Here is a 23,321-nt window from a genome sequence, read left to right on the forward strand (position 1 = left end):
TAAGTGGCATGCAACGCATGGCAAGATGGATGAGAACGCGCACTGACGTGTCGCCCATCCGCGAGGCGCGGAGACGTTTCGCACCTGGGGGCTGGAATGAGCATTGAACCTGCAAGAACAGTTCCGGCTGTATTGGAGAAGTTTGACTCGACGTTTTCAGAGTTCTCCGCTGGCTTCAATGAGGGACAGTACGTCTTTTGGCTGGGCTCGGGGATCTCGCGCGAGCGGGTGCCGAATGTTAACGATCTCCTCGAGCGTGTAATAGAGCATCTCCGGTCGCACATCGATCCAGGTGACCCAGAATGTGAGTACCGGATAGCGCTCAATGAAGTCCTTCGGCTCACGCCATTAACCCGAGAAGAGCTCGAATCTATCGATTTCTCTATCGGGGTCAGCAACTGGGATCTGCGGAAGCAAATCCTCGCCGCACTCGTGACGAAATACGCAAGTGTGCTTGATGTACCCGTTGGGGACGATAGTCCGGAAGACTATCTCGTCTGGACCGGGCTCGATGTTCCGGATACGTACGGGGCACCGGATCTTGAACCAGATGTAGAGCACTACTGCATCGCTATCCTCCTGCTGGAAGGGTTGGTGCCAACAGCGGTCACGGCAAACTGGGATGGCCTTCTCGAGAAGGCCTTGAGTGAACTGACCCCGGCATTTGCGTCGCTCGTCCGCGTGGTGGTGAAACCTGACGACTTCCGCGACCATGGCCCGCGTATCGACATCATCAAGTTCCACGGGTGCGCGGTGCGCGCCCGAGACTTCCAGGGGGAGTATCGAGAACGTCTCATTGCTCGTGAATCTCAAATCTCGACATGGACCACGAAGCAAGAGAACCGGTCAATGCGGAAGCATCTTGAGACGCTGTACACGGACAGACTGACACTGATGCTCGGCCTGTCGGCCCAGGACGCGAACCTCCACACGATGTTTGCGAATTCCATTCAGGACCTTTCCCGCCCGTTTCCCGCGGCTCCTCCTTCCGTTGTGCTCAGTGAAGAGCGACTCGAGTCGTACCACCGGCTTCTGCTCAAAATTACGTTTGGTGAGAGTCATCAGGGCAACTCGAAGGCGATCGCGGACTCTGCTCTGTTGGGGGCGTACGCCAAGCCGACACTGTTGGCTTTGGTTCTGACGTCTCTCACGGAAAAGCTGAGCTACCTGCTCGAACATAGCGTTGAGGGCGTCTGGGAGCCGGTGTCCGCGCAGCCGTTGCAGACCCATCTCGTCGAGCTGCGCGACCTTGCCGCCGGCCTTGCTCAACCCGACAACTTTGAAACACTCCAGTTTTCGGAGATCTTGGAGTTTCAGCGCGAGTTCACATCCCGTTTGATTGATGTCGTGAATCTGGCCCTGACAATCTTCCGCGCGGGCCGGACCCCGGATAAGACTACTAAACGCTACGAACCGCTATCGGAGCGTCCCATCGCCCATGCGGTGCTCAACCCGGATTACCCATCGAAACAGTTCGGTCGGCTCGCCATCGCGTTGGCCCTCATTGGTAGAGGACTCAGCGCCGGACAGTGGTCGGTTGAGCCAGGCCACGGTAAAGCACCTGACGGTGGGGTGATCCGTCTTTTAGCCGGTCCCAAAGAGGCGCGTGTCTTCTTCGTGAAGGACGCCACTGCCTTGACGGGGCTCGAGTTGGATGGTGCACTCGACGATGGCGACGCGAGTGTTCTGGTCGTCGTTGCGGACGAGGAGCCTCGAACGCAGACCAGGTCCCCAAGGTCCCGTTATGGACGCGATGGCAAGTCCGGCGCTGGACGCTTCAACGTCGCATCCAGCATGTGCGAGACGTCCTCAGTTGACGAGCTGTATGAGGCATTCAAACTGGCAGGAGGATTTTAATGACGAGTGTCTTCAACGTCCTCGCTGTACTCGAACGCGCTGGCTTCGAACGGCTGCCGAAGCCCTTGACGATCGTCGGTACAGAGTTTGACTTCGAAGCGGCCGCGCGAGGAACCAAGAGTTCGCATGACTTGGTACTGATTGCCACTGACCAAGTTCCTCCTCGCCGCTTGCAGCGCCTTGTCGCAGGTCTAGCTCGATCCCTCGACTTGGCCGAGTCTCGTCGCCCGGTCAGCCTCGTGGTTCTCGGCGGACTGGCTGCCAGAGATCGATTGGAGCTCGAACGCTATGCACGGATCCTTCCCATATCGTCAGCAACACCAGATGTATCCGAAATCGAGGAAGCAGTCGCTGTCTTGCTGCCCCTCAGTCTCCCCAACGCCGATCTCATGCATGGAAGCGACCCGCTTAATGATGTGATGGGTGCCCTTGGACCTTCTAAGGCATCATCGGAGCACATTGCACTCATCCAAGCCGCCCAGGACGGACCAGAAGCAGTCCGGGAAGCTCTGCGGCGGTACGCGAACGCCGGGGCTGGCTGGACAGACAAGAAGGGAGGCGAAGATGCGTGACCTTCCGGTTCGTCGACTGACGGTTTCAGACTTTCGCCGTATCGAGGGCACGCGCGAGTTCCCGCTGGATGCCCCCATCGTTCTCATCCATGGGCCCAACGGGACAGGAAAGACCAGCGTGTTGTCCGCGCTCGAGCTTGCGCTGACCGGTTCCATCCGGAGCATGGAACGAAGCTCACCGCGATACCGAGCTCATCTACCATTCTTCGGTCAGCCATACGCGACCGTTCGTGTCGATGTCGCCGAGAGTCTGCAAGCAGGTAATCCCGGGCAGCCGCTGACGGTCGGCGGTGCGCGTACGGAAGGTACCCCGGCGTTCAGCACGTCGGCGGCACAGTTTTACGCCGAACGCTGCTACTTGGACCAGGCATCCCTGAGTCGTCTGCTCGATCTGTATCAGGACCGCGAAGGAAGCAATCAGTCGGCGCTGGAGAAGTTCGTCAATGAACTCCTCGGTTTGGAGAAGCTAGATGCCCTCCGGGACGGACTCCGTGAGGCCCTCGACCTGAGGGTTCTTAAGAAACTCGCAATTGGCGTAGACGACGCCGACCGTGAAGCAAAAGCCGCAGCAGCTGAACTTAAGAACCAAACCGCACTGTTGGCAGAGTGTCGGTCGGAGGTTGCCAGCGCGCGAACTGCGCTGCGCGAGACGATCGTAGGCCTCAACTATGGTGGGGGTGGGGCCGAACGGGAGACCGATCAGGCCCTCCTCGAGTACGCGGATGCACTCCGCGACGACACCTCCACCCGTGCAGAGTTGGAGGGTGCGACAAGACGCCAGCAAGAGCTCATCGCCTTAGGCGGTCGCATCTCCGCGCTCATTGAGCGCCCCACCCCGCAGCGCCTCGAGGAAACACGCACCGCATTAGCAGCCACGGCGACCCGAAGGAAGGAATGGGAGGCCAACAGCGGGGTAAGGATTCGGGCATGGGAAGCAGCCGCGGGGACTGCTGGCGCCAACCTCCAGACCGATCTGCGGAGCGCGATCGAACATGCCAAGAATGTAGCTGCTCAGAAACTGCGCAGCGATTTGGATTTTCATAGGCAGACCGAATCCGTCCGCACGAATTTGGTCAGCGACCAGGCCGAGCTTGATGCAGTTCAAACGAGGCTTACCGAGGCTCACGAGCATTCAAGTGCACTCGTGCAGAGCCTGACCGCCGCCCGCACTGTGGCCGTAGAAACCAACAGATGCCCAGTCTGTGATCGAGACTTCGCTGAAACCGCCGCGCACAATTTGTTGGCTCACATCGATGGAAAGCTTACCGACCTAGCGACGCATGGCCAGCAACTCGTGGTCCTTCGCCGGGATCGCGATAACCTGGTCGCACGAATTGCACGTGCTGAAGTCGAACTCACCCAGCTTTCGGGCACCCTACTCACTCCAGACCAGCGGCAGTCCATTGAGGACCGTCTCACGACGCTTACCGAACTCGCTGTCCAGGTCGGTGATATCGAATTGGCGAAGTCCTATGGCAAAGACCTCGAGCGGGCCGAGCGCGATCTTCAACAGACACTGGATGACCTTGAGGCTGCAACCTTGGAAGAGGTACATATCAGCCGAGAGATCGCAAAGTATGCGGACGTGCTGGGGGCAGCCGTGCCATCAACCCCGGATTTCCCGGCTGTGTTGAACGAACTGCGTGACCATGCAGAGGCTCACGTTGACCGCCTCAAGCGCAAGGCCGAGCAGAGCAAGAAGGCCGTTGAGCAAGCTGCTCTGCTGGTGAAAGCCCTCGAGCGTGAATCTCTGATCGGTCGCCAAGTGGTTGACGTGGTGGAACAGAAGAAGCAATGGGAAGACCGTTTCGGGGAAGCCAAACGCCGTCAAGGCGTGGCGAAAGAGGTCCACGAAGCCGCATCACAAGCGCGAACCGCCATCGTTCACCGCGTCTTCACTGAGTCCCTCAATGATGTATGGAAGTCTGTGTTCACCAGACTCGCCCCCGACGAGAGCTTCATTCCAAGATTCGGCATCCCAAGCGCGGCCAAGAAGACCTTCGACATCAAGCTGGAAACCATTCACCGCGACGGGGAAACCAGCGGGCCCCCGCAAATGATGTTGTCCGCAGGCAACCTGAACACCGCAGCACTGTCGCTGTTTCTCGCGCTGCACCTCGCAGTTGAGCCTCTCGTCCCTTGTCTGGTGTTCGACGACCCTGTGCAAGCGATGGACGAGGTGCATGTCGCGCAGTTCGCTGCCCTCGTCCGTCTCTTGTCGAAACAAAACGAACGACAGGTCATCATCGCAGTTCACGAGCGAGAGCTGTTTGACTATCTTGCGCTCGAGTTGAGTCCCGCCTACAAAGGTGACGAACTCATAACCATTGAGCTCGGCGAACGCGTTGCCGACGAAGACCAAGGCATCACCCGTCATTTCTGGGAACCGGACGTTGCCATCATCAACTAGCCACCGACGCCCATGACCCGCCACCCGGTGAGACGCTCGTGGCGAGGGCTGTCACTCCGGAGGGGATGACAAGTCCCTCTGATTTATTGTCCCGGCTGGTGCCTGGCCTCCGGGTGCCGCCTGTTCAGTTTGGGTGGCGGAGCGGGGTCAGCGCCCTGGCTGGTGGGCGCTTCGCTGGCTGAGATCTTGAGTCAACTCGGTGTCCTTCCTGGGTGTCCTTGCGGCCACTTTTGGGCGCTGACCACTTCATGGTCTGTGGTTGTGACGTCACCAGACGTGGAGGGCCTCTTGCCTTGGAACTTCATGGGCGCCTTGGGTTCGCGTCGGATGCTCGAGTCTTCCATTTGGGGCAGCCGTGCCTGCCAAACGGTGTGCATAATTTGAACACACTTTGGTTCGGATAGAAGTTCGCACGGGTCTTTCGCCGCCTGGGGGTGGCACGAGTTCACACACCTTCATTGGCAAGGTCAAGTTGCAACATGACTTGCGACCGTGACCCAGCCGGGGACTGGTCTGGCCGGCGTAGGTCTCCCGTCATGCGGGCGTCGGCTTTGTCTGGGCCTATTAAGGAGGATAGGTGCGGACGCCTTTGTGGTTGCGGAGGCGAAAGTCAGCAATTCCAACCTTGGTGTCTGGCCAGTCCGTGCCGTCGGGCGCAATAAGTGTGAAATGACAGCCGGTTAGACACTGATGCCGAGCTCGGGTGTGCAGGGTGCCCATTGGGAGCTGTTTGTGTGAGTGGGGAGAATGCGGCCACGCCGGGAGTTTACCGGGTCGCGTTTGCGGAAGCTGCCCTCATATCTGAGCTGTCGTGCGTTGGCTTGCAGCCGGCTGAAGCACGAATGCTAGATAAATTCGCTTTAGAATGCCCGGACCGCGTCGTTGCTAAGGAATTTGTTCCGGGAATCCCCTACCCCTTGAAGCTCCTAGGCGAGCGGGCGGAACAGCAGTGTATAGATACCCATCAGGGCCAAGGCGGCTACGCTGGCTGCGAGGGCTAGCACTGAAGCGGTCGAGGCTGGAAGCGATTCGTCATTGATTCCCTGGACAGCGCGACGAAACCGTCTTTTCCGGGTCACATTACTGGTCAGCGCGACGCATAGGGCAGCGCCAGCAAGCAACCCGACGAATGTGCCGTGATGTGGTGCCCACCGGAGGAAAACAGCTGCTGCCACAACGAGGGAGAGCGATGTCCGCCGCCAGGCAAGATCAGTGCGTTCCGGCTGGAGTCCTGCGTCGTGGTGCCGGACCGTGCTTGCTGTTCGATGCACGGATCAACCCCGGATGACGAAACTGATCATGGTTCCCGCAACGGCTGCGCCGCCAATCGCAAGGACAGGAGCTATCCATGGCAAGGGCAGCGGTTGTTTGTGCCGCATTGAGCGTTCGACGTTGAGCCATCGGAAGAACGATCCTCCGCCAATGACAAGTGCCAACAGGAGCAGCAGCAGGGAGATAGCTTTGCGTAAGTCCGGAGCCAGGGGTCCGGACATTAATGCTTCGACGGCGACGCCACCGGCGAGTAGTGCCAAAGACGTACGGATCCAAGCCAAAAAGGTGCGTTCATTTGCCAAGGTGAAACGCGGATCCGGTTCCGTTCCGCCGCGCAGGAGCCGAGCGGACAGCCGACCGCGCCCCTTGGTTGCTGCAGCGGGTTGGCTAACGGCTGTCCGGGAGTTGCTTGGCAGGAGAGTGGGCATGCCGTCAATTATGCGGTTAATTCAAGCAAGTAAGTATTGGAACCACGAATAACTGATATAGGGAGAAGACTCTTTCCCTAATAGTTATTGCAGCCCAAAGTAGAGGGGAGTTCCAACGTTCGTCGTGCAACTGAGGGTAATGGTCTGCGTCGAGCTTCCGTCGGTTTGCACGAAGATGAGCCCGGTTCACGGGTTCCACAGGAGATTCGAGGTCCTGAAACATGCCCCAGCAAAGTCCTTCCCACCCTGACCGGCTCCTGCCCGCTGATCCCGGGACCCGCAGCATTGCGCGGTCCTTGCTGGAGCGCGTCCAGGACCTGCCCATCATTTCTCCCCATGGCCACGTTGATGCCGCTGTCATCGAGCAGAACACTCCGTTTCCGGATCCCGCTGCGTTGCTGGTGAGCCCGGACCATTACGTCACCCGCCTGATCCACGCGGACGGGGTGCCCATGGATCAGCTTCATGCCAGCGACTCCCAGGACTCGCGCGAAGTCTGGCGCAGGTTCGTTGAAGCCTGGCCCCTTTTCGAGGGAACGGCCTCCGGTTACTGGCTCCGGACCCAGTTCGAGCAGGTGTTCAAACTTGGCGCCGACCTCTCCGGGATGTCCGCCGACGCCAGCTATGACGCGATCTCGGCCAAGCTCACCGAACCGGACTTCCGTCCGCGGCAGCTTTTCAAGGACTTCAACATCGAGGTCCTTGCCACCACGGACGATCCCCTGGATGACTTGGCCAGCCACAAGGCGCTGACCGACGACGCCAGCTTCAACGGCCGCGTCCTGCCGACGTTCCGCCCGGATGCGTATTTGAACGTTGCCCACCCTGCCTGGGCCGCCAACGTTGAGCGCCTGATCGAAACCGCAGCCGACGGCGGTACTGGCTACGCCGGTTACATCGCCGCTTTGGAAAACCGCCGTCGTTATTTTGTGGACCACGGTGCCGTGTCCGCGGACCATGGCGTGCGGACGCCGGCAACCCTGAAGCTGGATCAAGCCGACGCGGAAGCGCTCTTCGAGAAGGCACGCGCCGGCAAGGCCACAGCCGCGGACCGCGATGCGTTCGAGGCCCACATGATGTACCAGATGGCGCGGATGTCCGTGGAAGACGGATTGGTCATGACCGTCCACCCGGGTTCCTACCGCAACCACCATCAGCCCACGTTCGAGGCCTTCGGCGCGGACACCGGCCACGACATCCCGTTCGCCATCAATTACACCGAAGGGATCCGGCCCCTGCTGCAGGATTTCGGTACGGCCAAGGACTTCCACCTGGTGTTGTTCACTTTGGATGAGACTGTCTTCTCCCGGGAACTGGCGCCGCTGGCGGGCTTTTACCCCTCGGTCTACCTTGGTGCCCCGTGGTGGTTCCTGGACGCGCCGGATGCCATGCTGCGCTTCCGCTCCGCCGTCACCGAGACAGCAGGATTCTCGCGTTCGTCCGGCTTCATCGACGACACCCGCGCTTTCTGCTCCATCCCCGCCCGGCATGACGCCTCACGCAGGATCGAAGCTTCCTTCCTTGCCCGATTGGTGGCCGAACACCGGGTTTCCGAGGACCGTGCCCACGAGCTCATCCTCGACATCGTCGACGGCTCCCCGCGCCGGGTGTTCAAACTATGAGCACTCCGCGCGCGCGGCTGAGCCGCACCACCCCGGCTGCGCCCGTCCGCATTGTGCACCTCGGACTCGGCGCCTTCCACCGCTCCCACCAAGCCTGGTACACCCAGCACGCCGGCGATGCAGGGGACTGGGGCATCGCTTCGTTCACCGGACGCAGGCCCGACGCGGCAACTGTCCTGGCCGCCCAGGATGGCCTGTTCACGGTCGTGGAACGCTCCGACGCCGGGGACTCCTTTGAAGTGGTGGGCAGCATCGTCGAAGCCGTCGACGGTGCTGATGTGGCCCGCTTCCTTGACCTCCTCGCCGCTCCTGCCACCGCCGTGGTGACCTTGACCATCACGGAGGCTGCGTACGGATTGGGCGCCGCGGACTTGCCCGTACTGCTGTCCGGAGGTGAACCCACGACGCCGATCGGCCGCTTGGTCGCGGGCCTCGCCGCCCGTAAGAACCACGACGCCGGGCCGCTCGCCGTCGTCAGTTGCGACAACCTCTCGGACAACGGAACCGTAGCCCGGAACGGGGTGCTTTCACTGGCCCGCGAGGTTGATGCCGGGCTGGCCGAATGGATCGACGCGAACGTCAGCTTCGTCAGCACCTCCGTTGACCGCATCACACCCCGGACCACCCCCGAAGACGTGGCCTTGGTGGCCGGATCCTGCGGCTACCTCGACGACGCGCCCGTGGTCACCGAGCCTTTCCACAACTGGGTTTTGTCCGGAGACTTCCCGGCAGGCCGGCCTCGTTGGGAGGACGCCGGCGCGGTGTTCGTGGACGACATCGAACCGTACGAGAACCGCAAGCTCTGGCTCCTGAACGGGGCCCACTCGATCCTCGCCTACGCCGGGCAACTCCGGGGCCACGCCACCGTGGCCGAGGCCTTGTCCGACCCCCTCTGCCGGGATGCTGTGGAGGATTTCTGGGACGAAGCTGAACGGCACCTGCCTGGCGAGCTTGGCGTACCGGAATACAGGGCCGCGCTGCTGGAACGCTTCAGCAACTCAAGGATCGCCCACCATCTGGCCCAGATCGCCATGGACGGGACCACGAAGCTGCGGATGAGGGCGCTGCCGGTCCTGACGGCTGAACGCATGGCCGGACGATCCGGAGACGGAGCCGCCCGGATGATCGCCGCATGGTTGGCTTACGTGTCTTCTGCTACCGACCTGCAAGATCCTCGCGCCGAGCACATCAGCGTCGGAAACGCCTTCGAAGGCAAGGAACGAATCGCGGCCCTCCTGGGCTTGCTCAGCTCGGACCTCGCGCGCGACACCGGCCTCGTTAACCGTCTCAACGCCCTGCAGACAGAACTCACGGCTGCGTCCCCTGCCGATTCCGCTTTTGAACCCGCGGGCAGCCTCGACGCCGAGCCCGTGCTGAAAGGACAACCATGAAAATCATTGCTGCTGATGTCTTTGTGACCAGCCCGTCCCGCAACTTCGTCACTCTCCGGATTACTACCGAGGATGGTGTGACCGGTATTGGCGATGCCACGTTGAACGGCCGCGAACTCGCCGTCGCCGCCTACTTGAAAGAGCACGTGGCGCAGCTGCTGATCGGGAAGGACCCGCACCGGATCGAGGACACCTGGCAGTTCCTGTACCGGTCCTCGTACTGGCGCCGCGGCCCCGTTACCATGGCCGCGATCGCCGCCGTCGATATGGCGTTGTGGGACATCAAGGGCAAACTGGCCGGGATGCCGGTGTACCAGCTTCTGGGCGGTGCCTCGCGCAATGGGCTCCGCGCGTACGGCCACGCCTCGGGTTCGGACATCCCGTCCCTGTTCGACTCCGTGCGGGAGCACCTGGAACTGGGGTACAAGTCGATCCGGATCCAGACCGCCGTGCCCGGGATCAAGGCCGTGTACGGTGTCGCCGCGCAGGCCCAGGCCTCCGGTGAACGCTATGATTACGAACCCGCGGGCCGGGGCAACTTCCCGCTGGAGGAGGACTGGGACACCCGCGCCTACCTGCGGCACCTGCCCACCGTGTTCGAAGCGGTCCGGAACGAGTTCGGCCCCGAAATCCCGTTGCTGCACGATGGCCACCACCGCATGACCCCCATCCAGGCCGCCAAGCTCGGCAAGGCGCTGGAACCCTATGACCTGTTCTGGCTCGAGGACTGCACCCCGGCCGAGAACCAGGAAGGCCTGCGCCTGGTCCGCCAGCACACCACCACTCCGTTGGCGATCGGGGAGATCTTCAATACCGTGTGGGATTACCAGACCCTGATCAAGGAACAGCTGATCGACTACGTACGGGCCGCGTCCACGCACTTTGGTGGCATCAGCCCGTTGAAGAAGGTCATGGACTTCGCCGCGCAGTACCAGATCAAGTCCGGCTTCCACGGCCCCACGGATATCTCCCCGGTGGGCTTCGCCGCGCAGCTGCACGTGGGCCTGGCCATCCATAACTACGGCATCCAGGAATACATGCAGCACTCGGACAAGACCAACGAGGTCTTCCAGCAGTCCATGACCTTCAAGGACGGCTACCTGCACCCCGGCGACAACCCTGGCATCGGCGTCGAATTCAACGAAGAAGCCGCCAACGCATACCCGTACCAGCAGGCCTATCTGCCCTACAACCGCCTCGTCGACGGCACCGTTCATGACTGGTAAACCGACCCATCTTGTGGTGATGGGTGTTGCCGGGTGCGGTAAGAGCACCGTGGGTGCGGCCCTGGCTGAACGGCTCGGCGCGGAGTTCCTCGACGGAGATTCGCTGCACCCGCAGGCGAATATCGACAAGATGGCCGCCGGCACACCCCTGAACGACGCCGACCGGGCACCCTGGCTGGCCGAAATCGGCAGGCGGTTCTCGACGTCGGGCGCTGCCCTTGTGATCGCGTGCAGTGCGCTCAAACGTGCCTACCGTGACATCATCCGCGACGGCGACCCGGGAGTCACTTTCGTGCACCTGCACGGTACCCGCGAACTCCTGGGCGAACGCATGAACAACCGCCCCGGCCACTTCATGCCACCCTCCCTCCTCGACTCGCAACTGGCAACCCTGGAACCGCTCGAATCAGACGAAACCGGGATCGTCGTCAGTATCGCTGCCCCGGTGCAGCAGGTCTTGGCCGATTCTCTGTGCGGAATCACAGACATAGGGTTACCCGTTGTTGCCGTCTCTGGAGAACAGGGCAGCTAGCCTCGTGGCCTGTCTCGACCGGCCCGCTCGCATTGGGGAGCGGGCCGCTCGAATCCCTGCAAACTATCAGGACTGTCAATACTTGCTATCTAAAGATCGCTCTTCTACCGATACTTGAGATACGTCAACGTGGTAGATGAATGCTTTACAAAACTGCACGGTCAGATTCTCGATGCGAAGCTCTCGCTCTTGTCTCTTTCCGTGCGCATCACCGAGGACTTGATGATGGCCGCTCCGAACCCATATGCCAAGCAATTAGTCGGGCCATGTGCCACGCTGGTGGAGTGCGTCAGTACACGTGGCCGGGCCTAGTCTGTTCATGGCTGCAGCGGCTCCAGGTTCTCCTGAGAAGAACACGCGTCCCGGTCCAAAGGTTGCCACTATTTACGACGTAGCCAAGATGGCCGGAGTCAATCCCTCCACCGTTTCCCGGGCTTTCAGCAAACCTGGGAGGGTCAGCGCTAAGACTGCAGGGCTGATTGAGGAAGCCGCTGCCACGTTGAGTTACACACCCAACCCGATGGCACGTGCCCTGCCGACGGGACAAACTGAAACGCTTGGACTCATCATTGCTGACATTACGAATCCAACCTACTTTGAGATAGTCCGCGGGGCTCAAACAATCAGCAGCGCACGGGGCTACACCCTGGTGTTGGCGGAATCTGCGGAGTCAGCCAACACCGAACTTAAAACCGCCCAGAGGATGTTGGCAAGCGTGGACGGCCTGATCCTGGCCGGTTCCCGCATGGACGACACCGTCATTCTTGACCTTTCTTCGAAGAAGCCCTTGGTGGTCATCAACCGGGAAGTGGTTGGCGTACCGTGTGTAATCCCGGATGTTGCCAAAGGCGTTGCGGAAGCAATACGGCATCTGGCTGGTAATGGCCACAAGAAGGTGGCCTTTGTCGCAGGCCATCCCGGGTCCTGGATGTCTGCGCATCGCTGGGATGCTGTCCAAAGTGCCTGCGAGTGGTCCCGTTTGGAATGCGTTTATGTGGAGTCCAGCAAGTCAACCACCAACGGAGGCCGGGACGTCGCGCGGGCAGTGCTGGCGAGCGGTGCCACCGCGATCTTGGCCTACAACGACTTGCTGGCCATCGGACTTTTGCAGGAACTGCAAGCCGGCGGCGTATCCGTCCCGGACGACATCAGCATCATAGGTTTCGACGACCTTTTCGGCTCAGACTTCACCACCCCGGCCTTGACCACGGTGCGCTCACCCCTTGGCAGGTGCGGTGTAGCAGCCACGACGAGACTGCTTGACCTTCTCAACAGCTCCCAGGCTACTTCCGTAACACTTCAAATGGAGACTGAACTGTTGCTGCGTGGCTCAAGCGGGAAGGCCGCCACCCACGCGTAAGCCGCGCAAAAAAACAGGAGCGGCCCCAGAAACACGGGGCCGCTCCTGTTTTTGCAGCGATACACGAGGGGAGATTCATCTTTGCATCCGTGGCCGCTTACGGGCCGGAACCCTTGTGATGGCTTCCCGCCGGCTACCGACGGTGTTTTCGATGGTTCCGATGCCTTCGACGGTCATTCGGACGGTATCCCCGGTCTTCAGTGGCTGGGGTGTTTGGGTGCCGTTGCGTCCCCAGAGTTCTGCGAGGCATCCGCTGCCGCAGGTGCCTGAGCCGAGGACGTCTCCGGGCCGGATCACGGAGTCCTGGGATGCGTAGGCTACGAGTTCCGCGAAGGGCCAGCCCATGTTGGAGAGTAAGTCCTGGCCGATGTGCTGGCCGTTGACTTCTACCGCCATGGAGATCGGGAGGAAGCCCTCGTCGTCGTGCAGGTTCTCGAACTCGTCTGCGGTCACGATCCAGGGCCCAAGTGTGTTGGCGAAGTCCTTGCCTTTGCAGGGTCCGAGGCTGACCTTCATTTCCCGTCGTTGCAGGTCGCGGGCGGACCAGTCGTTGAGAATGGTGTACCCGAAAATGTGGCGGTGTGCGTCCTGGACGGTCAGGTTGCGTCCGTCGGAGCCGGTGACGTGTCCGACGACGGCGGCGACTTCGGTTTCGAAGTCAAGGTCTGTGCATCCGGCCGGGATTCCGATGACTTCGCCGGTGCCGGTCACGGTGTGCGGGTTGGTGAAGTAGAAGGTGGGCGCCTCGTACCATTCGGGGACTACGCCTGCTACGCCGTCGATGCTTTTCCGGACGCCTTCGACGTGTTCCTCGAACGCGACGAAGTCCCGGATGGTGGCCGGTTGGAGAGGTGCCACCAACTGGACGTCCCGCAGCGGGACGGGGTTTATGGTGCTGAGCGTTTCCTCGGCGATGGCCAGAGTTCCTTCCAAGCCGGCATCCAAGAGGTGGTTGACGGTGCGTCCCTCGGCCACGGCGAAGCAGTTGCCGTCGTCGACGAATCCTGTCTGGGTGCCGCCGTCGTCATTCCATCGGGCGATTTTAACCATGGGTGCCTCCTTGGACGGCGTGGCCCGCCGTGCGCGTCGAGGCAGCAGTAATGCCGAGCCGGGCGGCGTTACCGGCAAGAATTGATGCGGCCTCGATCTCGGGAAGCCCTGCGGCCATGACCTTCTCTGCTGGTTGTTCGGAGCCCATGTCGAACGGGTAGTCCGAGCCGAGCAGCACTTGTCCGGGGCCGGCCGCCTCGATGAGTGCCCGCAGTTCGCGGGAGCTGTGGACCAGCGAGTCGAAGAAGAGTTTCTTCAGATAGGAAGAGGGCGGTTCGGCGCAGCCGTGGGCTTCGGGGCGCACTTTCCATGCGTGGTCCGAGCGGCCGATGGTGGTGGGCAGGTACCCGCCGCCGTGCGCGGCGAGGACTCTCAGGTTCGGGTAGCGGTCGAGGACGCCGCTGAAGATCAGGTGGGACAGGGCAACGGCGTTCTCGGCGGGTTGGGAGATGGTGTTGGCGAGGTAAAAGCGGTCCAGCCGTTCATCCAAGGAGCAGCCGAAGGGGTGCACGAACACTATTGCGCCGAGTTCCTCGGCCCGGGACCAGAACGGTTCCAGGCCAGGGTCGGATAGTTCCACGGTGGTGCGGTCCCGGCCGGGGGTAGCCGCGAAGGAGCCGATTTCCACGCCGAGCAGTCCGCATTCCAGCACTGCATGCTCCAAAGCTTCGACCATGCGATGGGCATGCTGGAGCGGGACCACTCCGAGGCCGTGGAGACGGTCGGGTGCCTGGTCCACGAGGTCCCGGACGGCCTGGTTGGCCGCGGAGGCGAGTTGCAGTGCCAGTTCTTCGCCGGCGAAGTAGTAGAAGTGCGACGGCGACGGGGAGACCAGCTGGATGTCGACGCCTTGGGCGTCCATGTCCGCGAGCCGGCGGTTCACGTCCGTGAGCTGCGGCCACCGTTCCTTGATCATCAGTCCCGAAGCGGCCATGGACTCGGGCCCGTTGCGTCGGACTTCCAGGGCCTGAAGAGCGGCGAAGCCCTCAGGATCGGAATCTGCAACCAGTTGTTGGAGGGCCGGAAGGAGGACGTGGGCGTGGACGTCCACTGTGGGGTTGGCGGAGGTTTCGGTCATGTCTGTTCCGTCCTCGAAGGTAGTGGTGGTGGTTGGCTGGTTCGTTTGTTTATCGGAGGGCGATGGGGTTGACGGGGGATCCGACCGCGCCGGTGATGGGCAGCGGGGCGGCGGTGAGCAGGAAGTCGTATTTCCCGTCTGCTGCGCAGGCTTGGGCCAATGCGTCCGGGTCCCACATTTCTCCGAGGAAGAGTCCGAGGTTGGGGATAGCGATCTGGTGGAGTGGCTGGAACGCACCATCGAACTCATTGGGACGCACTTCAAAGCCCCACGTGTCGGTGGCAATTCCGGCGATCTCGGTGGTGTGCAGCCAAGGGGCTGTGCTGAAGGACAGGCCCGGGGCGGCGCCTCCGGCGTAGTCTCCCCAGCCTTCGCGTCGGACGCGGGTGTATTGGCCGGTGCGAATCACCACGATGTCCCCTCGGCCCACTGTGGAGCTGGATCCTTGTAGCTCGATGGTGCGTTCGAGATGTTCGGCGGTGATCGCGAACCCGTCGGGCAGTTCCCCCTCAGGGTGTCCGAGTTCGGGGCCCAGGGCGCGACCGACGTCGAGCAGCACGCCGCGGGTGACGATCTTCGCGGCGGCGGTTTCAATACCGGTGTACAGGTCTCCTTCTGAGGTGACGACGTCTCCGGCGGCCCGGCCGTTCCAGGCTTGGCCGCGGTCGAAGATGTGGCCCAGGCCGTCCCATTGGGTGGAACACTGCAGGGGCATGGCGATGACGTCGTCTGCTCCGCCGAATCCGTGGGGGAAGCCTTGGTTGCCGCGTTCGGCGTCGACTCCGGTGTCGGTCATGGTGTGCACAGGGTTGGTGCGGCGCCGCCACCCCTTTTGCGGGCCGTTCGTGTCGAAGGGCTGGGACAAGGAGAACGCTTCACCGGTGGTGACCAGGGCGGCGGCCTGGATGCGTTTGGCGGTGTCGATGAAGTTCAAGGTGCCCAGCACATCATCCTCGCCCCAGCGGCCCCAGTTGTTGTATTTGTAGGCCGCTGTGGTGATGCTGCCGAGCGGGTCCTCGCGCCGGATCACCGGGGAATCAGTGGCTGATTCCCCGGTGCCGGTGGTGTCTGCTGTGTCCTGGGCGGTCACGGCTGGTTGCCTTCGTCTTTGCAGTGGATGAGTTGGGTGCCCAGTCCGGTGATGGTGCCTTCCATAACGTCGCCGTCTTGGAGGAGCCGTCCCCAGTGTTGGCCGTTGCCTGCCGGGCTGCCGGTCAGGATCAGGTCTCCGGGGCGCAGGGGCATGTTCTGCGACGCTTCGCTGACGAGTTTGGCGACGCCGAAGATCATGTCCTGCGTTGATTCGTCCTGCATGGGTTTGCCGTTGAGCTTCAAGGTCACCCGGACGTCCTGCGGGTCGCCGAAAAACTTCGCCGGGACCAGCAAAGGCCCGGTCGGCAAGAATCCAGGGGCGTTCTTGGCCCGGTACCAGTCCGAACCGATCGCGGGCATGTCTTTGCGGAACACGTATTCACGGGTTGTGATGTCGTTGACCATGGTGTAGCCGAAGACGTACTCCAGTGCTTCTTCGGGGGTGACCCGAAACGCGGTTTTGCCGATCACGGCGGCCAGTTCCAGTTCCCAGTCGTGGGTTTTTGAGTACGACGGGAGGGTCAAGTCGTCCGTGGCCGAAGCGATCGCCGTCGGGAGGCCGATGAAGAAGTACGGTGTTCCCTGCTCGGCGCGCCTGTCCATGATGTCGGCGGTTTTGGCGCGTACCTCTTCGGCGTCCTGGCCCGGTTCGCGGTGCGCGACGGCGAGGTCGATGACGTGCTTGCGGTAGTTCGCCCCCGTCTGCAGGACCTGCGCGGGTTCCACCGGGGAGACGACCTCGACGGCGGCCAGGGCCAGGCCGATTTCCTCACCAACGGATGCAGCGAGTGAGTCCAGTTCGTTTTCGGTGGTGTCCCAGTGTTGGATGATTGAGTTGATGTCCCGGTCCAGGGCCAGGACCCGGTCACCGACTAGGAGGCCGGCCCGGGTTTTGGTGTCGCCGGGTTCCTGGAAGCGGATCAGTGAATATTCTGGCTGGGTCATTAGCCGCGGCCCTGCTTGGCGTAGGGGTTCAGGAGGGCTTCCTTCATTTCGGGGGAGGCGCCTTCTTCGGTGGCGGTGAAACCCTCGGCCGGGGGGAAGGATTCGGTCATGGAGTGCGGCATGGCGCCGTTCTTGTAGAAATTGTTCGAGCCCTCCGAGGGCTTCCAGGTGTTGGCTTCCCAGTCCGGGACGTAATTGCGATAGCCGCCGGAGTTCAGCTCCACACGCATCCCGGACGGGTCGCGGAAGTAGAGGAAGTTCTGCTCGCCCACGCCGTGGATGGAGGGGCCGTATTCCATGGGGGTGCCGTTTTCCATCATGACGTCTGCGGTACGGAGCAGGTCTTCGGTGGCGTCCACCCAGAAAGCGATGTGGTTAACCCGGCCGGCGCGGTCGGAGGTGTCCAGGACGACGCCGAGGTCGTGTGACTTCTCGTTGGTGGTGAGTACGGAGAAGACGGTGATGGGTGCTTCGTCCAGGTCCACGAACGCCATGACACGGAAGCCCAGGGCTTCGTTGTACCACTTGGCAAAGCCGCGGACATCCGAGCTCGCTACTGTGACGTGGTCCAGGAAGCGGGGAGCTGCGGCGTGGCTGCTGCGGCGTTCGGGGCGGTCCGGGTAGGTCGATTCGAAACCGGGCTCTGCAACGAACTTCTCCACGTCATAAAACAGCCGCATGTGGTGGCCGTAGGGGCCGGTGAACTCGTATGCCTTGCCGTAGCCGTGGCCGCCGGCAGTCCAGGTGCCCTGTACGCCGGTGGCTTCCACGCGAGCTGCTGCTGCTTCAAGTGCGGCCTGGGAGTTGGTGCGCCATGCCATCCGCCCCAAAGAGGCCTCCGGACCTTCGGTGATTACCAGGCTGTAACGGTAGTAATCGCCCCAGCATCGCAGGTACACGTTGCCACCGATACGGTCGATGATGCGCATGCCGAACTTTTCCTCGTAGAACCGTGCCGACGCCTCAACGTCCGGCGTGGTGATCTCGAGGTGGGCAAGATGAGAGAGTGGAGTTTCCACGTGGGTACTTCCTTCGGGAGAGAATTGGATCCCCGTGTTCCGGGGTCATCACTCACCACTATGGATCCCGACTGGTATTTGCAATAGACCAATTCTTGAATGCCAAATATAAGCAGAGTGAATGGTCCACAGGGGATAGCATGTGGCACTATCGGCTCGCGATGCCTGCCCGATTGCGGGTTTCTCACTGTTCATATGAAAGGGAACACCATGAAAGAGCAGCCCACTGCTGTGCCGGCCGAAGAGCCCGGGGCGGAGTTTAGTGTCAGCAACCATTTGGGTGATGAAGCCCGCCAATCACCAGGTTCGTGTTGCTCTGGTGGCGGTAGAGAGGGGCAGGGGCCCGTGAGAGGTCACTTGGCGCTTGGTGACCACCGCACGCTGAATGTGGCTCATGAGGACGTGCTAATCCCGTCAGGTGTTTTTTCGATGGGCGATGCCTTCAACGAAGGCTACGCCGCCAATGGTGAAACCCCTGTCCACCAGGTCAGCGTTGACCAGTTCCGCATCGATAAAACAGCGGTGACCAACCAGATGTTCGGCAGGTTTGTGGAGGCCACTGGCTACAAAACCGAAGCTGAGCTTTACGGTACCTCCGCAGTGTTCCACTTACTCCTCGCGGCGCCCCCCGGGGATGTACTAGGGCAAGCATCAGGCGCTCCTTGGTGGTTGAGTGTGAAGGGAGCGCACTGGCGGCACCCCGGGGGAGCGGACTCGCATTGGTCCGAGATACCTGACCACCCGGTTGTCCACGTATCCCATGACGACGCTTTGGCCTACTGCCAATGGGCAGGGCGTCGTCTTCCCACTGAAGCCGAATGGGAGTACGCCGCTCGAGGAGGGCTTTCGGGGAAGCGTTACGCGTGGGGTGACGAACTCAGAGGGCCGAATGGCGAGCATCTCTGCAACATTTGGCAAGGCACTTTTCCTGAATACAACTCAGCCGACGACGGCTACGTTGGAACTGCGCCCGTGAGGACTTTTCCTCCCAACGGATACGGGCTGTTTGAAGTCGCCGGCAATGTGTGGGAGTGGTGCTCGGACTGGTATCTGCCCCGGTACTATCGCAACTCGCCTGAGCTGAACCCTCAAGGACCGACGGTGGGAGCGGGACGCGTCATGCGGGGCGGCTCCTACCTCTGCCACGACTCATATTGCAACCGTTACCGCGTCGCCGCCAGAACCTCGAACACGCCTGATTCATCCAGCGGCAACTGCGGTTTCCGAACCGCTTCTGATGTGTGAGAAGGCACTAACCCCGGCACCGGTGTATGTCACTCCCTAATAGTTTGTATCCACAGATCGGGCTTTCCCGGATACATGAGTTGCGTCACCGTAGTAGGTGAATCAACAACGCATCCGGACCATACAGGTGGTGGCTAGGGATCTTCCTTGGCGCCTTGGTTCCGGTGCCGTCCGTACAAGAAGGGACGCTCGGAGTGGCCAAGCCTAATTTCCTCGTCATCCATACCGACCAGCACAGAGCTGATTGCCTGGGCATAGAAGGCAAACGGCGGGTGTTCACTCCCAACTTGGACTATCTGGCTGTACGGGGGGCACGCTTCTCCGCTGCCTACTCAACATGTCCCGTCTGTATCCCGCAACGGCTGACGTTCCTCACCGGGCAATTGGCATCCACACATGGAGTACAGGGAAACATTGGGATCCCATACTTTCCTATGGAGCACTCCCTACCAAAGGAGCTCCGGGGCGGTGGTTATCAGACTGCTCTGGTGGGCCGCACCTTCCACACGGTCCCATCAGATGATCCGAACGGGTTCGAATACTACGTGCCGGGGGATCCGAGCTCGGAGTTGAAAGATACCAAGGATCACTTCTTCGCATTCCTTCGGAACAATGCCCCCGCTTTGGCCGGCGGCTATTACGGCAACGGTACGGGCAACAACTCCCTGGTAGCGGCTCCCTTCCACATGCCAAACGAGTTTCACCACACGCAGTGGACCACAGAGGAGGCGCTCAGGTTCCTGAATGTCAGGGACACCGGCCGCCCGTTCTTCCTCTCGGTGGGCTACTACGCCCCCCATGGCCCGCTCAACCCGCCGGCAGAGTTCTTCAACCGTTATTACAACAACGGGGATGTAGACGAACCGGCCATCGGGGAGTGGGACATCCCGCCGGTAGCAAACTGGAACCCCGACCGAACCGGCTACGTCAATCTTGACGGCGAGTTGTTGAAATCTGTCCAAGCGGGTTACTACGGCAACATTACGTTCGCGGATTACCAAATCGGCAGGATTCTGGCAAAGGTCGCGCGGATGCCGAATACCTACATCATCTTCACATCCGACCACGGAGAGAACCTCGGGGACCACTACCTGTATCACAAGTCCCGCCCCTACGAAGGGTCGGCGCATATTCCGTTCCTGATTGCAGGGCCGGGCATTTCTCCGCTGCAGGTACGGGACGAGCCCGTAGGCTGGCACGACATCCTACCCACTGTCCTTGACCTTGCGGGCCTTCCCTGCCCCGAAGGCGTAGACGGTGAGAGCATCGTCTCCCTGCTGGAGACCGGGGATGAGCTGGACCGCGAAAACGGGGATGAGCTGGAGCGCGAAAAGCCGAATTGGCGTGAGTACCTCCATAGCGAGAATTCGCTGCGCGGTGCGCACGCCGGTATGTACCCTGCCCTGCCTGGACAACAGGTCGAAGGAAACCTGATGTACGAACCCAGCTGGCATTCGCTGACTGACGGTAAATGGAAGTACATCTGGTTCGACAGTTCGGGCGCCGAACAGCTCTTCAACCTGGTCGAAGACCCTGACGAGATTATTGACCTCTCAACCCGGGAAGATTATTCCGAGAACCTGATCTCATGGAGGCGCCTGCTGGCAAAAACACTCCAAGGCCGCCCGGAAGGATTTACTTCCAACGGTGAAGACCTGGTCGCAGGCCGCCCGCACGAGCAACTGTCGGAGGACGCCGAGCAATTGATGCAGACGCGAATCAGCCAGGGCTTCGATATCGCCTACAAGCACTACAACAAACCACGACGACCGTAAAACGGAACCGGCCTGCCCGGTTGGCGTGCCAGCCTTTCGTCCCAACCATGAACTTACTTCCAACGTGAGGAAGCAATGAGCCCAGCACACAACAGCCCCTACCCAGTCCGCGGATACGAACAATTCGAGGGACACGTCAGCGAACGCGCCTCAGACTCAACACCGTCCTGGCCCAGGCAGCGACGCGCCCGGTCGGGCGCTCCCAACGTCATCCTTATGCTCCTCGATGACATGGGCTTCAGCGACATCTCGCCTTTTGGGGCGGAGATCGACACTCCTACGCTGGAAGAAATAGCGGGTGAGGGGTACCGGCTCAACAACTATCAGACACCGCCGATGTGCGCTCCGTCGAGGGCCGCGATCCTCACAGGCCTCAACCCGCACCGCGCAGGCTTCGCCTTTGTCCCCCACATGGATCCCGGATTTCCCAACACCGCCATGGAGTTGCCCGAGGACGCCCCGACGTTGGCGGAAAACTTCCGGGCCGGAGGTTACGCCACCTTCATGGTGGGCAAATGGCACCTTACCCTTGAGTCGAAGATGCATGATGGGGCGGCGAAGGACAGCTGGCCGGTCCAGCGCGGCTTCGACCGGTACTACGGATGCATGGACGGGTTTACTTCTCTCTTCCACCCCCACCGCTTGGTGCAGGACAACGCGCAAGTGCCGGTGGACGAATATCCTGACGACTTCTACCTCACGGATGACCTGACGGACCGCGCCCTCAACATGATCAAGTCACTCCGCGCATCGGATCCGGCGAAACCGTTCTTCCTCTACTTCTCGCACCAGGCCGTACACGCACCACTTCAAGCTAAAGCTGCTGACATCGAAAAGTACCGTGGAAAGTACGAGTCCGGCTGGGACCACATCCGATCCGAACGGTTCGCACGGCAGGTCAGCAGCGGCCTCTTCCCCAAAGGGACCCAGTGCGCGCCCCGAAATACAGAACCCGGCGCGGAGGTCGTCCCTTGGGAATCATTGACCGGAGAACAAAAAGAACTGTTCGCCAGGTACATGGAGGTTTACGCCGCCATGATCGACAACGTAGACCAGAACCTCAAGAAGCTCACTGACCATCTGAAGGAATCCGGCGAATACGAAAACACCATTGTGGTTTTCACCTCCGACAACGGGGGAGCAGCGGGAGGCGGGTCCGGAGGTACCCGCAGTTACTTCAGTGGCTTCGGTGCCCGCAATCCGGCGTTGCCGCAGGAATGGACTACTGATGTCGCTCGGGATCCTGAACTTATTGGCGGCCCGCAAGCTTACGTGCATTACCCCCATGGCTGGGCCTATGCCTCCAATACGCCGTTCCGGCTGTACAAGTCGCACACCTACGGAGGCGGCGTCCGAGTCCCGATGCTGCTGTCGTGGCCTGCGGGACTGCCGCGGGCGGCAGGCGACAACGGGCTCAGGACGCAGTACGCCTACGCAACTGACCTGGGAGCTACGTTGATGGCGCTCGCGGGAGTTGAACCACTGGAGAGCAGGAATGGCCGGCCGGCCCTTGAAACGGACGGCTACTCCTTTGATTCATGGTTGCGCGACCCTGCACTACCGACGCACCACACAGAGCAATACGTTGAGTTGGGTGGCCGCAGGTCCTTTCTTGACGGGCGATGGAAGGCCATCGAGCCTCACCCCAATGGGTCCACCGGGGGAGAGGACGGATGGGAACTTTACGATATTGAAGCCGATCCAACTGAACTTCGGAACCTAGCCCCTGAGCAGCCGCAACTGGTCCGGGAACTTGCAGAACGCTGGAAGGCCGCGGCATGGCACAACCAGGTGTTTCCGCTCAATGATGACCATTCGATGATGCGCAACCGTCCCTCGACCGAACTTCTCTTCGAAGAACCGGTGACGTTGTACCCCGGAACAGCAACCTTGGAACGTTTCCGTTCCAACAAGCTCATTCGAATGCGTTCATTCCAGATTGACGTCCGCTTGGAGCACAGGCCGGGCAACGAGGGGGTTCTTCTCGCCCACGGAGACCAGGGCGGTGGTTACAGCCTGTACGTTGAAGCTGACGCGTTGCACTTGTCGTACAACCAATACGGGGAAATGCTGCGCACGTTAGTTCCGCTTTCCGAAGGCATGCTGGATGTGAGGGTCAGTTTCGTCGCGACACCCGATTTCAAGTGGGACATTGAGGTCAGTACTGGAGAGAGCCAAGTCCGGCTCGGCCCGGTTCTTCAGCTGACCGGCGGTATGTGTCCGTTCACCGGCATCAGCGTCGGCATTGACCGCGGAGGACCCGTGGACTGGGACCTGTACCAACGGCGGGGAGCTTTCCCGTATACAGGAAAGCTCTCCTCAGTCCGGTATACCCCCGGCGCCAAGGCAGCCTACAACAGGGAACAGATCATCGACATCGAGCAGGAAGTCGAGAAAGTCTTCGACTAAGTCCTGAAGGCAATGTACCTGAGCCTACTCATATAGAA

The 23,321-nt window shown here is 61.2% G+C and carries 18 protein-coding genes; 11 read left to right on the top strand and 7 right to left on the bottom strand.

Going from position 1 to position 23,321, the window contains the following annotated elements; genetic code table 11:
* The first annotated feature begins 96 nt into the window (after nucleotides 1–96).
* Genes AC6I99_RS10100 through AC6I99_RS10110 form a run of 3 tightly spaced genes read left to right on the top strand, consistent with a single transcriptional unit; the run spans nucleotide 97 to nucleotide 4,839 of the window.
* Entirely contained in the window at nucleotides 97–1,857 is a 1,761-nt protein-coding gene (locus AC6I99_RS10100) for an SIR2 family protein (RefSeq protein WP_497945249.1), read from the top strand.
* On the top strand, nucleotides 1,857–2,429 hold the full coding sequence (locus tag AC6I99_RS10105; RefSeq protein ID WP_497945248.1) for a hypothetical protein: 573 nt from the start codon (nucleotides 1,857–1,859) through the stop codon (nucleotides 2,427–2,429). Before AC6I99_RS10100 ends, AC6I99_RS10105 begins: the two co-directional genes overlap by 1 nt.
* Nucleotides 2,422–4,839, top strand: coding sequence for an AAA family ATPase (locus tag AC6I99_RS10110; protein WP_497945247.1), 2,418 nt, complete (start codon nucleotides 2,422–2,424; stop codon nucleotides 4,837–4,839). Before AC6I99_RS10105 ends, AC6I99_RS10110 begins: the two co-directional genes overlap by 8 nt.
* Nucleotides 4,840–5,765: 926 nt before the next feature.
* Here AC6I99_RS10110 and AC6I99_RS10115 read toward each other — a convergent pair.
* Together AC6I99_RS10115 and AC6I99_RS10120 are read right to left on the bottom strand one after the other, a co-directional pair.
* Nucleotides 5,766–6,110, bottom strand: coding sequence for a DUF202 domain-containing protein (locus tag AC6I99_RS10115; RefSeq protein WP_497945246.1), 345 nt, complete (start codon nucleotides 6,108–6,110; stop codon nucleotides 5,766–5,768).
* A gap of 3 nt (nucleotides 6,111–6,113) precedes the next feature.
* Entirely contained in the window at nucleotides 6,114–6,539 is a 426-nt protein-coding gene (locus AC6I99_RS10120) for a YidH family protein (RefSeq protein WP_497945245.1), read from the bottom strand.
* 221 nt (nucleotides 6,540–6,760) lie between these two features.
* Here AC6I99_RS10120 and uxaC point away from each other — a divergent pair, with 221 nt between their 5' ends.
* From uxaC to AC6I99_RS10145, 5 genes are all read left to right on the top strand, one after another.
* Nucleotides 6,761–8,161, top strand: a complete 1,401-nt coding sequence (gene uxaC, locus AC6I99_RS10125) for a glucuronate isomerase (RefSeq protein WP_497945244.1) — start codon at nucleotides 6,761–6,763, stop codon at nucleotides 8,159–8,161.
* Nucleotides 8,158–9,552, top strand: coding sequence for a mannitol dehydrogenase family protein (locus tag AC6I99_RS10130; RefSeq protein ID WP_497945243.1), 1,395 nt, complete (start codon nucleotides 8,158–8,160; stop codon nucleotides 9,550–9,552). Before uxaC ends, AC6I99_RS10130 begins: the two co-directional genes overlap by 4 nt.
* Nucleotides 9,549–10,778, top strand: a complete 1,230-nt coding sequence (gene manD, locus AC6I99_RS10135; protein ID WP_497945242.1) for a D-mannonate dehydratase ManD — start codon at nucleotides 9,549–9,551, stop codon at nucleotides 10,776–10,778. The genes AC6I99_RS10130 and manD overlap by 4 nt, the downstream gene beginning before the upstream one ends.
* Complete coding sequence (locus tag AC6I99_RS10140; RefSeq protein ID WP_497945241.1) at nucleotides 10,768–11,310, top strand: gluconokinase; 543 nt, start codon at nucleotides 10,768–10,770, stop codon at nucleotides 11,308–11,310. The genes manD and AC6I99_RS10140 overlap by 11 nt, the downstream gene beginning before the upstream one ends.
* Nucleotides 11,311–11,629: 319 nt before the next feature.
* On the top strand, nucleotides 11,630–12,670 hold the full coding sequence (locus AC6I99_RS10145) for a LacI family DNA-binding transcriptional regulator (RefSeq protein WP_497945240.1): 1,041 nt from the start codon (nucleotides 11,630–11,632) through the stop codon (nucleotides 12,668–12,670).
* A 75-nt stretch (nucleotides 12,671–12,745) separates the two neighbouring features.
* Here AC6I99_RS10145 and AC6I99_RS10150 read toward each other — a convergent pair whose 3' ends face one another.
* Genes AC6I99_RS10150 through AC6I99_RS10170 form a run of 5 tightly spaced genes read right to left on the bottom strand, consistent with a single transcriptional unit; the run spans nucleotide 12,746 to nucleotide 17,854 of the window.
* Entirely contained in the window at nucleotides 12,746–13,720 is a 975-nt protein-coding gene (locus AC6I99_RS10150) for a fumarylacetoacetate hydrolase family protein (RefSeq protein WP_217376632.1), read from the bottom strand.
* Nucleotides 13,713–14,798, bottom strand: a complete 1,086-nt coding sequence (locus AC6I99_RS10155; RefSeq protein ID WP_217376631.1) for an amidohydrolase family protein — start codon at nucleotides 14,796–14,798, stop codon at nucleotides 13,713–13,715. The genes AC6I99_RS10150 and AC6I99_RS10155 overlap by 8 nt, the downstream gene beginning before the upstream one ends.
* Before the next feature lie 49 nt (nucleotides 14,799–14,847).
* Nucleotides 14,848–15,888 carry a cyclase family protein gene (locus tag AC6I99_RS10160; protein ID WP_217376630.1) on the bottom strand — a complete coding sequence of 347 codons (1,041 nt, stop codon included), beginning with the start codon at nucleotides 15,886–15,888 and terminating at the stop codon, nucleotides 14,848–14,850.
* Complete coding sequence (locus AC6I99_RS10165; protein ID WP_217376629.1) at nucleotides 15,885–16,835, bottom strand: fumarylacetoacetate hydrolase family protein; 951 nt, start codon at nucleotides 16,833–16,835, stop codon at nucleotides 15,885–15,887. Before AC6I99_RS10165 ends, AC6I99_RS10160 begins: the two co-directional genes overlap by 4 nt.
* Nucleotides 16,835–17,854, bottom strand: coding sequence for a VOC family protein (locus AC6I99_RS10170; RefSeq protein WP_217376628.1), 1,020 nt, complete (start codon nucleotides 17,852–17,854; stop codon nucleotides 16,835–16,837). Before AC6I99_RS10170 ends, AC6I99_RS10165 begins: the two co-directional genes overlap by 1 nt.
* A 357-nt stretch (nucleotides 17,855–18,211) precedes the next feature.
* Here AC6I99_RS10170 and AC6I99_RS10175 point away from each other — a divergent pair, with 357 nt between their 5' ends.
* From AC6I99_RS10175 to AC6I99_RS10185, 3 genes are all read left to right on the top strand, one after another.
* Nucleotides 18,212–19,099 carry a formylglycine-generating enzyme family protein gene (locus tag AC6I99_RS10175; RefSeq protein ID WP_437344721.1) on the top strand — a complete coding sequence of 296 codons (888 nt, stop codon included), beginning with the start codon at nucleotides 18,212–18,214 and terminating at the stop codon, nucleotides 19,097–19,099.
* A gap of 194 nt (nucleotides 19,100–19,293) precedes the next feature.
* Nucleotides 19,294–20,874, top strand: coding sequence for a sulfatase-like hydrolase/transferase (locus AC6I99_RS10180; RefSeq protein ID WP_471766714.1), 1,581 nt, complete (start codon nucleotides 19,294–19,296; stop codon nucleotides 20,872–20,874).
* 75 nt (nucleotides 20,875–20,949) lie between these two features.
* Nucleotides 20,950–23,283: an arylsulfatase gene (locus AC6I99_RS10185; protein ID WP_497945239.1), complete on the top strand. Its 2,334-nt coding sequence runs from the start codon at nucleotides 20,950–20,952 to the stop codon at nucleotides 23,281–23,283.
* Nucleotides 23,284–23,321 lie beyond the last annotated feature (38 nt).

Source organism: Arthrobacter sp. TmtSoilC77 (assembly GCF_059739415.1).

Coding starts and splice junctions, on each gene's coding strand:
- AC6I99_RS10145 (WP_497945240.1), top strand. CDS start 11,630: ATGGCTGCAGCGGCTCCAGGTTCTCCTGAGAAGAACACGCGTCCCGGT.
- uxaC (WP_497945244.1), top strand. CDS start 6,761: ATGCCCCAGCAAAGTCCTTCCCACCCTGACCGGCTCCTGCCCGCTGAT.
- AC6I99_RS10150 (WP_217376632.1), bottom strand. CDS start 13,720: ATGGTTAAAATCGCCCGATGGAATGACGACGGCGGCACCCAGACAGGA.
- AC6I99_RS10120 (WP_497945245.1), bottom strand. CDS start 6,539: ATGCCCACTCTCCTGCCAAGCAACTCCCGGACAGCCGTTAGCCAACCC.
- AC6I99_RS10140 (WP_497945241.1), top strand. CDS start 10,768: ATGACTGGTAAACCGACCCATCTTGTGGTGATGGGTGTTGCCGGGTGC.
- AC6I99_RS10155 (WP_217376631.1), bottom strand. CDS start 14,798: ATGACCGAAACCTCCGCCAACCCCACAGTGGACGTCCACGCCCACGTC.
- AC6I99_RS10165 (WP_217376629.1), bottom strand. CDS start 16,835: ATGACCCAGCCAGAATATTCACTGATCCGCTTCCAGGAACCCGGCGAC.
- AC6I99_RS10100 (WP_497945249.1), top strand. CDS start 97: ATGAGCATTGAACCTGCAAGAACAGTTCCGGCTGTATTGGAGAAGTTT.
- AC6I99_RS10105 (WP_497945248.1), top strand. CDS start 1,857: ATGACGAGTGTCTTCAACGTCCTCGCTGTACTCGAACGCGCTGGCTTC.
- AC6I99_RS10110 (WP_497945247.1), top strand. CDS start 2,422: ATGCGTGACCTTCCGGTTCGTCGACTGACGGTTTCAGACTTTCGCCGT.
- AC6I99_RS10130 (WP_497945243.1), top strand. CDS start 8,158: ATGAGCACTCCGCGCGCGCGGCTGAGCCGCACCACCCCGGCTGCGCCC.
- manD (WP_497945242.1), top strand. CDS start 9,549: ATGAAAATCATTGCTGCTGATGTCTTTGTGACCAGCCCGTCCCGCAAC.
- AC6I99_RS10185 (WP_497945239.1), top strand. CDS start 20,950: ATGAGCCCAGCACACAACAGCCCCTACCCAGTCCGCGGATACGAACAA.